Origin of the sequence: Duganella sp. FT27W, from assembly GCF_009295655.1 — a bacterium.
Taxonomy (GTDB): domain Bacteria; phylum Pseudomonadota; class Gammaproteobacteria; order Burkholderiales; family Burkholderiaceae_D; genus Rugamonas; species Rugamonas zoogloeoides.
The window spans coordinates 441090-455316 of record NZ_WHIV01000005.1 but is presented as its reverse complement, the minus strand read 5'-3'; the positions used below and the strand labels follow the sequence as shown (position 1 = coordinate 455316).

Annotated in this window: 9 protein-coding genes; 4 read left to right on the top strand and 5 right to left on the bottom strand. The window is 62.0% G+C overall.

Annotated features, from left to right (window positions below; all coding sequences use genetic code 11):
• Window positions 1-10: 10 nt before the first annotated feature.
• Both F8197_RS23960 and F8197_RS23955 read right to left on the bottom strand, forming a co-directional pair.
• Complete coding sequence (locus F8197_RS23960; protein WP_056137479.1) at window positions 11-1039, bottom strand: glucokinase; 1029 nt, start codon at window positions 1037-1039, stop codon at window positions 11-13.
• A 143-nt stretch (window positions 1040-1182) separates the two neighbouring features.
• Window positions 1183-2139: a VTT domain-containing protein gene (locus F8197_RS23955; RefSeq protein ID WP_152884115.1), complete on the bottom strand. Its 957-nt coding sequence runs from the start codon at window positions 2137-2139 to the stop codon at window positions 1183-1185.
• Window positions 2140-2542: 403 nt separating this feature from the next.
• Here F8197_RS23955 and F8197_RS23950 point away from each other — a divergent pair, with 403 nt between their 5' ends.
• The 3 genes from F8197_RS23950 (at window position 2543) to F8197_RS23940 (ending at window position 7639) form a co-directional block, all read left to right on the top strand.
• Window positions 2543-4033 (top strand): PQQ-binding-like beta-propeller repeat protein, encoded by a 1491-nt coding sequence (locus tag F8197_RS23950; protein ID WP_193333553.1) that lies wholly within the window; start codon window positions 2543-2545, stop codon window positions 4031-4033.
• A gap of 209 nt (window positions 4034-4242) precedes the next feature.
• Window positions 4243-4572, top strand: a complete 330-nt coding sequence (locus F8197_RS23945; RefSeq protein ID WP_152884111.1) for a hypothetical protein — start codon at window positions 4243-4245, stop codon at window positions 4570-4572.
• 418 nt (window positions 4573-4990) lie between these two features.
• Window positions 4991-7639: a TonB-dependent receptor gene (locus F8197_RS23940; RefSeq protein ID WP_227012387.1), complete on the top strand. Its 2649-nt coding sequence runs from the start codon at window positions 4991-4993 to the stop codon at window positions 7637-7639.
• 7 nt (window positions 7640-7646) lie between these two features.
• Here F8197_RS23940 and aroG read toward each other — a convergent pair whose 3' ends face one another.
• Window positions 7647-8726 carry a 3-deoxy-7-phosphoheptulonate synthase AroG gene (aroG, locus tag F8197_RS23935; RefSeq protein WP_152884108.1) on the bottom strand — a complete coding sequence of 360 codons (1080 nt, stop codon included), beginning with the start codon at window positions 8724-8726 and terminating at the stop codon, window positions 7647-7649.
• Between the two features lie 534 nt (window positions 8727-9260).
• Between aroG and F8197_RS23930 the strand changes: the two genes are divergently transcribed.
• Entirely contained in the window at window positions 9261-11885 is a 2625-nt protein-coding gene (locus F8197_RS23930) for a TonB-dependent receptor (RefSeq protein ID WP_152884106.1), read from the top strand.
• 37 nt (window positions 11886-11922) lie between these two features.
• Here the strand turns inward: F8197_RS23930 and tldD are convergent, their stop codons facing one another.
• Window positions 11923-13383, bottom strand: coding sequence for a metalloprotease TldD (gene tldD / locus F8197_RS23925; protein WP_152884104.1), 1461 nt, complete (start codon window positions 13381-13383; stop codon window positions 11923-11925).
• Window positions 13384-13421: 38 nt separating this feature from the next.
• Window positions 13422-14222 (bottom strand): carbon-nitrogen hydrolase family protein, encoded by an 801-nt coding sequence (locus F8197_RS23920; protein WP_152884102.1) that lies wholly within the window; start codon window positions 14220-14222, stop codon window positions 13422-13424.
• Window positions 14223-14227 lie beyond the last annotated feature (5 nt).

Here is a 14227-nt window from a genome sequence, read left to right as displayed (position 1 = left end):
GTAACGTGACTTACACGGAGGCAAGTCTTTCTGACAAGATTGCGGATACACCAACGAAGGCCGGATACTCTGCCGTGATCACCCAGGTAGGCACTTGCGCCAGGTACTGGAAGAACCTGCCCTTGTGCTCGAAACGGTTGCGGAAACCGGAGCGGTTGAAGCGGTCACCGAGTTTCGGCACGATGCCGCCGCCGATATAAATACCGCCCTGCGCCCCCAGCGTGACCACCAGGTTGCTGGCGATGGTACCCAGCATGCAGCAAAACACTTCGATCACTTCGTCGCACAAGGCGCACTCACCGGACAGGGCGCGGCGCGAAATGTCGGCGGCGACCAGCGGTTCGGCCTTCACGCCATGCCGTTTTGCCAGAGCGCGGTAAATCAGTTCGATACCGGCGCCCGACATCAGGCGCTCGGCCGAAACATGCTCGAATTCGGTCCAGGCATATTGCAGGATTGCCACTTCAACCGGATTAGCAGGCGCAAAGGTGACATGACCGCCTTCGCTCAGCAGTGCGGTCCAGCCATCCTTGCCGGGAATCAGGCCCGACACCCCAAGGCCGGTACCGGCGCCGATCAGGCCCAGCGGCGTGCCCGCCACGGCAGTCCCGCCGCCCACCTGGCGCTTTTGCTCGGCCGACAGGAACGGCAGCGCACTGGCCAGCGCCGTGAAGTCATTTACTACCAGCAAAGTGTCGAAATCGACTTCGCGGCGCAGCGCTTCGATCGAAAACGCCCAGTGATGGTTGGTCATGCGCACCATGTCGCCGGTGACCGGGTTGGCAATCGCGATGGCGCCGTGGCGGATGCCGCCAGCGCCTGCCCCACCGGCCTCGGCCACCACGGGCGAACCGAGGTAGGACAACAGGGCAGCCGCCAGGGTCGGGTATTCGGCACATGGCAACACGTCGATCGCCACGATCTTGCCCGGGGCGGTTTCCAGCGCGAAGCGCGCATTGGTGCCGCCGACATCCGCCAGCAGACGCGGTCCGCCTGGGAAGTCGTTGATCGGGGAGGATGGCGATGGAGTAGCTGTCATGGTCGATGAAAAATAGTTGAAGCCTAAGCTTAAGGTATTTTTACCAAGACTGGCAAGCGGTTTGTAGTTTTAGTACAAGCAACTGTGCATTTACCGCACTTGCGCTATTTTTCCTCGTAGTATGACTACCAGAGCAAGGCGGCTCATGCCGATGCCGTGGTGGTCTCGTCATCGACCACGGGACGCACGCCAAAGGCGGCATTCCAGGCATCAAGCCCGCCATGCAGGGGACGCGCCATGGTGAAGCCGTGCTGCTTGAGCTCCTTGGCCACCTGGGCGGCCGTAACGTCGTTGGGGCAGCTGCAATACACGATCACATGGCGGTCGCGGTCCACTGCGATCAGGTCCGGCGCCGGCTGGCCGCCATTGAACAGCAAGGCGCCCGGCACGGCCGGCTCCAGCAGTTGCGCCGTCACGCTGCGGGCATCGACCAGGACCGGCGCCGCGCCCTGCTCGAGCAACTGCTTGATTTCGTCGATGGTCACGCGGTCGATCTGCACCGACTGACGGAAGCGCTTGCGCTCAAGATATTTATAACCGATGAACAGCGCCAGCAATGTCAGCAGCACGGCCAGCGCGGTACTGCCCATGGTGCTGAGGGCGGTCAGCACGGAATCGATGCTGGCGTGGAAGAAGGCGCCGATGGCGATGCCGGTACCGGCCCACAAGGTAGCGCCCAGCATGCTGTAGCCGACAAAGGTGCGACTGTGCACGCCCATCGCCCCCGACAGCGGCGCGGCAATGGTGTTAAACCCGGGAATGAACTTGGAGACGATCAGCATGCGCGGCCCCCAGCGCGTAAAGCTGTCCTCGGTCTGGCTCACGCAATAATCGGGCGACAGCGAAATGCGGCACAGCAGCTTGAGAATACGCTTGCCGTACACGCGCCCCATGCGGAACCAGAAACCGTCGCTGAGCAGGCACGCGCACACGGCCACCGCCAGCACGGCAGGCCAGCTGAAATCGCCATCGACGGACAAGGCGCCGGCGACGATGAGGATGGGATAGGCGGGAATCGGCAGGCCGATTTGTTCGATCAGCACGATCGCAAACACGATCAGCACGCCATATTCTTGCAGCAGGTGGATAAAGTTTGGCATACAGATATCTTAACGTAAAAACCGCATGCCCATCCCCCGCGCGATTTCGCTTCAGCGACAAGCCGATGGTCGGTGCCGGCACCATTGGTCGACACATGAGACCGGGTGCAAGCGACAAGTTTTTCTGAACAACTGACGGTTTAATACAACAAAGTCAGGCCTGCTAGATGAAGGCCCTTCTTTTTAACGTCTTGCTATTTGGAATAGTATTTTCCCAGGCTAAAATATTACCCTTTATATAATTAGGAAAAAAATCATGTCTCAGGGTTGGAGAAGTGCAGGTTGGACGGGCGGCCTGCTCGCCACATTAATTCTCGCCGCTTGCGGCGGGGGCGGCAGTGACTCGACGACACCGGCGCCAACGACGCCGACAGCACCGACGACGCCGCCGGTCGTGGCGACCATGACTGTACAGTCGGGTACGCTCGCGCGCGTGATGGCCAGCAATGTCGGCGTCAACCTGGTGGTGACGGCCCAGGCCGCCAATTTCACGCCGACCGGCACCGTGTACGCCAGCGCCAGCGACGCCGCCGGTGTGCTGCAAGCACCAGTACAAGTCACGGCAGGCGCCAGCGGCCTGTACACGTTCTCGCTCGACACCGCCACCGGCGTGGCGCCGGGACGCTACAAGGGCAATGCCACCATCAAGCTGTGCAGCGACCAGGCATGCACGACCGCGCAAGCTGTGGCATCCATCAGCGTGCCCTACGACATCACCATCGTCGGTACAGAGACGGCCTGGCCTGGCGACAACCTCACTGCGCTGTCGGCGATGACCGGCGCCGGCGACTGGTCCACCTTCCAGGGCAACAGCGCCCACACCGGCTACGTGCCGGTCGAGATCAAGCCCGACCAGATCGCCCTGCGCTGGAAACGCGGCCTGACAGGCAACCCTGCCAGCTCGAACGGCAGCACGGTGGCGCCACAGGTCACCGCCAACGGCCTGCTGTACACGACCGACGCCACCTCGCTCTATGCCTACAAGGAAACCGACGGCAGCCGCGCCTGGAAATACGACTTCAACAACAGCTCCTACTACCCGGTCAATCCGCCGGCAGTCGCCAATGGCGTGGTGTATGCCGTCGGCAGCCAGTCCGACGCCAACTATATGTTCGCGTTCGACGCAGCCACCGGCACGGTGCAGTTCCGTGCGCGCGTGGGCTCGATCTATGACCGGCTGTCCTCGCCGGTCGTCCAGGATGGCGTGATTTATACCAACGGCGGTTCGTATGTCGGCCTGTATGGCTACAGCACCACCGGCGAAACGCTGTTCAATACCACCGCCGGCTCGGCAGCATCGCAATGGGCGCCGGCCGCCGACGCCAACGGCGTGTACCTGTACACCGGCGATGCGATCGTGGTCTTCAAACCCAAAACCGGCGAGCGCTTGGCCACCATCCGCGACAGCAGCAACAATTTGTACAGCCAGGGCAGCGGTGCGCCCGTCATCGGCGCCAATGGCGTGTATGCCACAACCGGCAACTACAACAGCAGCAGCGGTGTTACCAGCTATAGCCTGACCCGGTTCGACATCGCCAAGAGCTTCATCGATTGGCGTGTGACCGGCAGCTACGGCATCTCGCCAGCCTACTCCGCCGGCGTGCTGTACGCGCTCAACACCAATCCGTTCCGGGTGGAAGCACGCGCCGAAGCCGATGGCGCACTGCAGTGGTCGTGGACACCACAACTGAACACCGAGTCGTCGTTCTACGGCCCGGCCGTGGTGACCAAAAACCTGCTGTTCGTCAGCACCAACCGCGTCACCTACGCGATCGACAAGGTGACCCGCAAGACGGTATGGAGCTACCCTATGGCCGGCCTGTTGTCGATCAGCCAGAATGGTGTGCTGTACATTCAGAGTGCCGATGCCACTGTAGCCGTCAATCTCAAGTAAGGTACGCAGCGTAATAACAAGCCGGGCCGCCTCCATAGCGGCCCGGCTTTTTTGTACATAACTCCTTTTCGCAACAATCACAAATCGATCTGGCCCTGTTAACCAACAGTTGTGTTCGCTACCTAACATAAACCGTAATTTTGAATTGATGGGTTTGCTATAACTAAATTAATATTATTTTTTTGAAATCAAAACAAGGGGAACTCATCATGCGCTATCAACACTGGGCAGCAATCGTGATTATCGCGTCCGCAGTCTCTGGTTGTGTGGTCGAGGGCGGCGACGTCTCGAACCTGTCGGCCCAGTCGCTTGACGCGCCGCTCGAGAGCGCGATCGGTGCAGTTCCCGCCGTGGAGACCAGCGGTCACCCCGCCACCGGCGTGATGTACGCCAAGGTCAGCGACAATGGCCGGGTTCATCTGGCGCCGGCACTGAGCGAAGCAGACAGCGGAAAAGTCACGCTGGCGCCAGCAGTCAAGCTGCGCCCCGAGCAGTACCTTGGCAATATGACCATGAAACTGTGCGGCACCGACTGCTGATCCGGCTCCCGGCGGTCGATGGCGAGTATGCCAAGGACAATGCTTTTCTGTGGCAAAAAAGTCACCCGCCCCTCTACACCATTGCATTTGTTTCATGCGGATCGGTTACTCCGCACTGTAGCGCTACGACCACAGTCTTGTCGTATGTTACGCAGCCAATTGCGCTGAAGCACCACCTTTCCCACTGCTTAATTTGAGCAACACCGAATATACGTCTGTCTTGGCAAACTGCCGACTTCTGGCGACCAATGCACAAAGCTGCCGGCCACATGAAATTACAAAATTTTCAATGTTGACAGTAATTTCATGCCGATGATTTGATGGGGTGCGTGCATCACGTTTCCACGTGATCGCGCGTCGAAGTCATCTAAAAACTGCAGCGTTCATTTGGGAGAGTGAAATCATGGTGGTGAAAGTCATGGCAAGAAGCATCCGCATCGGCAGTACCGGCGCCCTGCTGGGGTTGGCAGCAATCCACGCAGCGCAGGCGCAAACAACCGATGCGCCCATGCAGCGCGTGGAAGTGACCGGCTCGTCGATCAAGCGGCTGGTGTCGGAAACGGCCAATCCGCTCACCGTGTTCCGCGCCGACGACTTCGTCAAGCAAGGACTGACCACGGCCCAGGAAGTGCTCGATCGCATACCGTCGAACAGCTCGAGTTTCAGCGCCGGCAACGCCGTCGGCGGCAACAGCTCGGGCCTGCCCACCGGCGGCCAGGCCAGCGCCGACTTGCGCGGCCTCGGTGGCGACAAGACCCTGGTGCTGCTCAATGGCCGCCGCATCGCCAACCACCCGTACGATGGCGCCAGCGTGGACCTCAACATCATTCCCGTCACGGCCCTGGAGCGCGTGGAAGTGCTGCGCGACGGCGCCTCGGCCATCTACGGCACCGATGCCATCGGCGGCGTGATCAACTTCATCACCAAACGCAACGTAAAGACCACCACCCTCACTGCCGAAGCGATTGCCCCGCGCAAGCCGGGCGCCGACGAAAAGCGCTTCAACATCTCGAGCGGCTTCGGCGACCTGGAAGCAGACGGCTACAACGTGTTCGGCGTGTTCGATTATCACAAGACCGATATCCTCAACTCGCAAATGCGCGAGTTCTCCAGGACCGGCATCATTCCTTCGCGCGGCCTGAACCTCACTTCCGGCACCACGTTCCCCGGCAATTACTTCGATCCCGGCTCGGGCGCCACCGGCAATCCCGGCTTTGCCACCGGTTGCGATGCCCCGCTGTCGGTGCCGCGCGCCAGCAACGGCACCTGCCGCCAGGACTACACCCGGCAAATCGACAACCTGCCAGAACAGGAACAAAAAACCTTCTTCGGCAAGGCCACCTTCAAGATCAATAACGACCACCAGGCCTCGGTCGAGTACCTGCACGCGGAAAACGACGTGCTGTCGCACACCGCGCCGCCACCGCAGGCCAATCTGATCCTGCCCAACACCAGCAAATACTACCCGGGTAACGCGGGCGGCACGCCGGCCATGCCGGGGCTGTCGGGCCAGCCGCTGTCGGTGAACTGGCGCCCCACCGAGGCGGGCCAGCGCGAGATCGTTTCCAAGGGCCAGGCCGACCGCCTCTCCATCTCGGTCGAAGGCTTGCTGGGCGGCTGGGATTACAAGACCGGCTTCACGCTGTCGGAAAGCCGTTCGGCGGAATATTTCACCGGCGGCTATGTACGCGACGAATCGTTCGCGGCAGGTGTGCGCAACGGTATCCTCAACCCGTTCGCGGCACAGGACGCCGCCGGCAAGGCGTATTTGGAAAGCACCGCGCTGCGCGGCCAGGTGCAAAAAGGAAAAACCCGCAACACCGGCATCGACGCCAAGGCCAGCCGCGAACTGTGGGATATGCGCGGCGGCAAGGCAGCAGTGGCCATCGGCGGCGAACTGCGCCGCGAGGAAGCGGATTTCTTCGTCAACCGCGACATCGCCGGCCAGGCTGCCAGCTCGGGCCTGTCCGGCTCGCAATCGACCGACGGCTCGCGCACCATCAAGGCCATTTTTGGCGAGCTGAACCTGCCGCTGCTGCAAGACCTGGAGGTGCAACTGGCCACGCGGTACGACAAGTACAGTGACGCCGGCAACACTACCAACCCGAAAATCGGCGTGCGCTTCCAGCCAACCAGGCAGTTGCTGCTGCGCGGTTCGGCCTCGACCGGCTTCCGCGCACCGACGCTGTTTGAAAAGAACGCCCCGCTCTCGCGCAACGATACCAATAACTCGTACAACGATCCGATCCTGTGCCCGGGCGGAAACATCTCCAACAGCCCGATCGCCAATCCGCTGCGCGACTGCGACCTGCAACAGTACAAGCTGCAAGGCGGCAACCCTGCGCTGAAACCGGAAAAATCGAAAACCTTTGCCTTTGGCGTGGTGCTCGAACCGGTGTCGCAACTGACCTTGTCGGCCGATTACTTCAATATTCGCCTGAAGGACAAGATCAATGCCCTGCCCGAGGAAGTCATTTACGGCAACTTCGAAAAATACCGCGAGCGCTTCCTGCGCAACGCCGACGGCACGCCAAACGCAATCCTCGACTTGAAGGAAAACCTGGGCAAGGTCAACACCGACGGCGTCGATCTGAGTCTGACGCTGCGCTCTGGCGCCAGCACCTATGGCAACCTGACCCTGACCGTCGATGGCACCTGGGTCCACAAGTATGAATACCAGGACGAGGTCGGCGGCGCCTACACCCAGAACGTGGCCCGCTACGCCGCCAACAACCCGGTATTTCGCTGGAAGCACAACGCCGCGCTGAACTGGCGCCTGGCCAACTGGAGCGCCACCCTGGCACAGTCGTACAAGTCCGGCTACATCGATCAGAACCTCGACATCGAGGACGCGTTTTTAAACCGCGTGCCGTCGTACAGCCTGTGGAATCTGTCAGGCACGTACACCGGCTTCACCGGTCTGTCGCTGACGGCTGGCGTGAAGAACCTGCTGGACAAGGAACCGCCGTTCTCGAACCAGGGCACGCTGTTCCAGAAAGGCTACGATCCGCGCTACACGGATCCGGTCGGCCGCGCACTCTACGTACGCGGCAGCTACACTTTTTAAAACAGCTTTATTTGGAAGCAGCCTCCGCCGCCTGCGTTGCCAGGCGGCGCTGGCGTACAGCGGCGGCCAGGCCTTGCAACACCTGCACGCTGCTGTCCCAGTCGATGCAGCCGTCGGTCACGGACTGGCCGTAGGTCAGCTCCTTGCCCGGTTCGAGGTCCTGGCGGCCGCCTACCAGGTGCGATTCCACCATCACGCCCACGATGCGGGTGTCGCCGCCGGCCACCTGGCCGGCGATGTCGGCGCAGACCGGCACCTGGTTTTCCGGCTTTTTGGAACTGTTGGCGTGCGAGGCGTCGATCATCACGCGCGGCGCCAGGCCTTGCGCGCCGATCGCCTTGCACGCTTCATCGACGCTGGCGGCGTCGTAGTTGGGCGCCTTGCCGCCACGCAGGATGATGTGGCAGTCCTCGTTGCCGGCGGTGGACACGATGGCCGAGTGGCCGCCCTTGGTCACTGACAGGAAATGGTGTGGCTGCGACGCGGCCTTGATCGCATCGACCGCGATCTTGACGTTGCCGTCGGTACCGTTCTTGAAACCGACCGGACAGGACAGGCCGGACGCCAGCTCGCGGTGCACCTGCGACTCGGTGGTGCGGGCGCCGATCGCGCCCCAGCTGATCAGGTCGGCGATGTATTGCGGGCTGATCACGTCGAGGTACTCGGTACCGGCCGGCAGGCCCAGTTCGTTGATATCGCGCAGCAGCTCGCGCGCCATGCGCAGGCCGTCGTTGATGCGGAAGCTGCTGTCCATGAACGGATCGTTGATCAGGCCCTTCCAGCCCACGGTCGTGCGCGGCTTTTCGAAGTACACGCGCATGACGATTTCGAGGTCACCTTTGAGTTCGTTACGCAGCTGCACCAGGCGGTGCGCGTATTCCATCGCCGCTTTCGTGTCGTGGATCGAGCACGGGCCCACCACTACCATCAGGCGGTCGTCCTGGCCGTGCAGGATGCGGTGCAGCGCGATGCGCGCAGCCGCTGCCGTGTTGGCGGCCGTGTCCGTGCACGCATACTCGCGAATCAGGTGGGACGGTGGCGTCAATTCCTTCATTTCGCGGATACGTAAATCATCGGTGCGGGGCATGCTGTTCTCCATTGTTTCAAAAAAGTCGAGGTGAAAAAAAACCGCCTGTGGAGGCGGTTTTTTCAGGATTTGCTGGAACTCGTTTTACTGCTACGTGCACCGGCCGCTACTCCACCGCCTCTGGGTTGGAATTGCTAAAGTAAAAGTAGCCGGTAAAGAAGAAGCAGGTCATGGCAACGAATTCGGGGTGTGATGGGTAGATAGTGGATTGACTATACGCCGATCAATACGCAGTTGGCAAGCCCTTCCCTACAAAAATTTACACCCGCCCATTTCTCTTTACATCACGCGCTATGTGTCCAGATGTAAGACGACGACATGCGGCCTGCGGGGCGACACCTCCCATTTAACGCAGAAAACCATCTTTACAGTTGTGATGGTTCGTGACTGTTGGTAATCCGCATACTTATTTAAACCGCATTGTTTCCACCTGCGCCCGGATGATCTGATGGGCTGTCTACACGACAAACCCACCCATACCAATGCACAGCAGGAGTGATAACAATGACGATCAATAAAACATCGGAACGAGCGATGTCCCGGGCCCTGCGCCTGGTGTTTGCCGGTACCCTGGCAACCGGCATGCATGGCGCCATGGCGCAAACCGGCACCGACGACGCTGCGATCCAGCGCGTGGAAGTGACCGGTTCGAGCATCAAGCGCCTGGCCAGCGAAACGGCGCTGCCGATCACGTCGATCAAGGCCAGCGATTTCGTCAAGCAGGGCCTGACGACAGCAGCCGAGGTGCTCAACACCATCTCGATGAACCAGAGTTCGACGACCAGCAGCCAGTCGGTCGGTTCCGGCACCGGCGGCATTGCCACCGCCGACTTGCGCGGCCTGGGCAGCAACAAGACGCTGGTGCTGCTCAACGGCCGCCGCATCGCCAACCATCCGTTCAACGGCTCCAGCGTGGACCTGAACATCATTCCGCTGTCCGCGCTCGAACGCGTGGAAGTGCTGCGCGACGGCGCCTCGGCCATCTACGGCACCGACGCCATCGGCGGCGTGATCAACTTCATCACCAAGCGCGAAGTACAAGGCGCCACCGTCAGCGTGGAGCGCTACCAGCCGCAGGCGAGCGGCTCGGGCGGCGAATCGCGCCTGAACCTGTCGGGCGGCTTCGGCGACCTCGACAAGGATGGCTACAACTTCTTCGGCGTGGTGGACTTGCACAAGCAGACCGCGCTGTCGGCCGTCGAACGCGATTTTTCCAGCACCAGCGTGCGCCCGGACCGAGGCATCAACAACAGCAGCGGCACCTCGCAGCCCGGTAATTTCTTCTCCGATAACGGCATCACCGGCAACCCGTACGCCGCCAGCGGCTGCGTGGGCAAGGGGCTGATCGCTGCTGCCAACGGCACCTGCCGCACCGATACCACCGCCTACATCCAGTCGATCCCGAAAACCAAGCAGGAGTCGTTCCTCGGCAAGGCCACGTTTAAACTCGGTGGCGAGAACCTGGGCACGGTCGAATACCTGCACAGCCGCAGCACCAACAGCAGCAGCATCGCACCGTCGCCGCTGACCGGCATCACCATGACGTCCGCCAGCCCGTACTACCCGGGCGGCAGCGCCGGCGTACCGGCGGTGGCCGGCCTCACGGGTGAAGACCTGACCGTCAACTGGCGCACCGTGGCCGCCGGCAACCGCGTCGGTTACGACACCAGCATCTCCGACCGCCTGGTGCTCGGTTCCGAAGGCCTGGTGGCCGGCTGGGACTACAACGTGGGCCTGACCTATGCCACCAGCAAGGCCACCAGCGCGTTTGTCGAGGGGTACACCAACGACACGCTGATGAAAGCCGGCGTACTCAATGGCATCCTGAATCCGTTCGGCGAGCAATCGACCGACGGCGCCGCGTATCTCGATTCCGCCCAGCTGCGCGGCGAGTACCTGTCGGCGCGCATGACCAGCATCGGCGTCGATGCCAAGGTGAGCCGCGAAATCTTCACGCTGCCGGCCGGCTCGGTCGGCTTTGCGGTGGGCACCGAATTCCGCCACGACAAGGCCACCTACGACGTCAACACCGAGCTGGCCTCGCAGGCGTCGAGCTCCGGCTACGCGGACGCCCAGGACCAGTCGGGCCAGCGCAATATCGCCGCGCTGTACTCGGAGCTGAGCGCGCCGCTGGCCAGGAACGTGGAACTGTCGCTGGCGGCCCGCTACGACCACTACAACGACGTCGGTGGCAGCTTCAATCCGAAGATCGGCCTGCGCTGGCAGCCAAGCAAGCAGATCATGCTGCGCACCTCGTACAACACCGGCTTCCGCGCGCCAACGCTGTACGACCTGCACGGTCCGGCTACGTCCACCTTTACCGGCAATTCGTATGACGATCCGGTACTGTGCCCGGGGGGCACGGTGGTGGCCGGCGCCAACCCCAACGTGGCCTGCAACCAGCAGCAGTACATCCGCAGCGGCGGCAACCTCAACCTCAAACCCGAGAAATCGAAGACCTTCGCGCTGGGCGCCGTCTTCGAGCCGTCCAATACGTTGAGCATGTCGCTCGACTACTTCAACATCAAAATCCGCAACAAGATCGGCACGGTGTCGGAGACCACGATCTTCAACGATTACGACAAGTACGCCAGCTACTTCGTGTATTCGGCCGACGGCAAGACGCTGCAATACGTGAATGCCGTGCTCGACAACCTCGGCGAAGTCCACACGTCCGGCATCGACGCCACCTTGCGCTGGAAACTGCCGCGCAGCGCGGCCGGCGACTTCGCCTTTGTGTTCGACGGCACCTGGGTCAACAGCTACAAGTACCAGAACGAGGCCGGCGGCGCCTTTGTGGAAAACGTGGGCGTGTACGGCGACGACAACCCGGTGTTCCGCTGGAAGCACAACGCCACCATCAACTGGAAAAAAGGTGTGTGGAGCGCCAGCCTGTCGAACAAGTTCCTGAGTGGCTACGTGGACCAGAACGACGTCGATGACGAATACAAGCACAAGGTGCGTGCGTATTCGACCTTCTCGCTGTCGGGCAGCTATGCGGGCTTCAAGAACACCGACCTGACGGTGGGCGTGAAAAACCTGTTCGACACCAATCCACCGTACACCAACCAGGGCACGACGTTCCAGAGCGGTTACGATCCCCGCTACACGGATCCGCTGGGCCGCACGTTTTACGTGAAGGCGACGTACAAGTTCTAACGCAACAAAAAACCCGGCAGCGCCGGGTTTTTCATTTTTACGCCGTGCCGCCGACGGTGACGCCGTCGATCCGCAAGGTTGGCTGCCCCACGCCCACCGGCACGCTCTGCCCTTCCTTGCCGCACACGCCCACGCCGGGATCGAGCCGCATGTCGTTGCCGATCATCGACACCCGATTGAGCACATCGGGACCGTTGCCGATCAGCGTGGCGCCCTTGACCGGGTAAGTCACCTTGCCGTTTTCGATCATGTAGGCCTCGCTGGCCGAGAACACGAACTTGCCATTGGTGATATCGACCTGGCCGCCGCCGAAATTGACCGCATATAAACCGTTTTTTACCGATGCCAGGATTTCGCCCGGGTCCTTGTCGCCGCCGAGCATATAGGTGTTGGTCATGCGCGGCATGGGCAGGTGGGCAAACGATTCGCGGCGGGCGTTGCCTGTCACCGGCATCTTCATCAGGCGCGCGTTCATGGTGTCCTGGATGTAGCCGGTCAGGATGCCGTCCTCGATCAGCGTGGTGCACTGGGTGGGATTGCCCTCGTCGTCGATGTTGAGCGAGCCGCGGCGATCGGGCAAGGTGCCGTCGTCCACCACGGTGACGCCCTTGGCCGCCACGCGCTCGCCGATCATGCCCGAGAACGTCGAAGAACCCTTGCGGTTGAAGTCGCCCTCGAGGCCGTGGCCGATCGCCTCATGCAGGAGGATGCCGGGCCAGCCCGGTCCCAGCACCACGGTAATCGGACCGGCCGGCGCCGGGCGCGCATCGAGGTTGACCACGGCCGCATCGACCGCTTCGGCCGCATACGATGCCAGCAGTGCATCGCTGAAATAGCCATAGCTGTAACGCCCGCCGCCACCGGACGAACCGGTTTCGCGGCGGCCATTCTGCTCGACGATCACGGTCAGCGACAGCCGCACCAGCGGCCGGATGTCGGCCGCCAGCACGCCGTCGCTGCGCGCGACCAGCACCACGTCGTATTCGCCGGCCAGGCCCGCCATCACCTGCACCACGCGCGGATCGCGCGCGCGCGCCATCTTTTCGACGCGTTCGAGCAGCGCCACCTTGGCCGTCGCATCGAGCGAAGCGAGCGGATCGTGCGGCAGGTACAGTGCCCGTCCGCCCACCGGCGTGATGGCGCCGGCCACCTTGATCTTGCCGTTGCCCGCACGGGCAATCGTACGGGTGGCAGCCGCCGCCTCGCGCAGCGCGATTTCCGAAATATCGTCCGAGTACGAGAACGCCGTCTTGTCGCCTGAAACAGCGCGCACACCGACGCCCTGGTCGATGGCGAAGCTGCCGGTCTTGACGATGCCCTCCTCCAGGCTCCAGCCCTCGCTCTTGGTGAACTGGAAATACAGGTCGGCATAATCGACCTTGTGGGTAAACATCGACCCCAAGGTTTTCAGCAGCTTGTCCTCGTCCAGGCCGAACGGCGTAAGCAGGATGTCGCGGGCGACCGCGAGGGTGGAGAGGTTGGCTTCGAATGGCTTCATGATGGTTCTCGTACTCAAAAGGTATTACATGCTCAGTGCTACATCGTTCGGTGCTTCAGCGCCGGCAAGCTCTGGCGCACGCCTTCCATGAAGGCAGGGTCGATCTCGCCGGTCACCACGCCCTCGCCTTCGGCCAGCACCGATTTCACGGCGCCCCACGGGTCGATCAGCATGCTGTGGCCCCAGGTACGGCGGCCGTTCGGGTGCATGCCGCCTTGCGCGGCGGCCAGCACATAGCACTGGTTTTCGATCGCACGCGCGCGCAGCAGGATTTCCCAGTGGGCCTGGCCGGTGGTATAGGTAAATGCGGCCGGCAGCACGATCAGAGAGACTGGGCCCATGGCGCGGAACAGCTCGGGGAAGCGCAGGTCGTAGCACACCGACATGCCTACCTTGCCAAACGGCGCCTCGAGCACGCCGAGGTCTTTACCGGGCACAATGGTCTTCGATTCGTTGTACGACTCGGTACCCTGGCTGAAGCCGAACAGGTGGATCTTGTCGTAGCGCCCGGCCGATTCGCCCTGCGGGTTGTACACCAGCGTGGTGTTGACCACCTTGAGCGGATCACTTGAGGCCAGCGGCAGGGTGCCGCCGATCAGCCAGATGCCGAGCTCCTTCGCCAAGCCGGCCATGAAGTCCTGGATCGGGCCCTGGCCCAGCGGCTCGGCCACGGCCACCTTGTCGGCATCGTTGATGCCCATGATGGCCCAGTACTCGGGCAGCAGCACCAGTTGCGCGCCGCCGGCGGCGGCCTGGCGTACCAGGCGGTCGGCGGTGGCGATATTGTCCGGTACGGACGGCGAGGAAATCATCTGGATGGCGGCGACGGTATGGCGCATGGCAA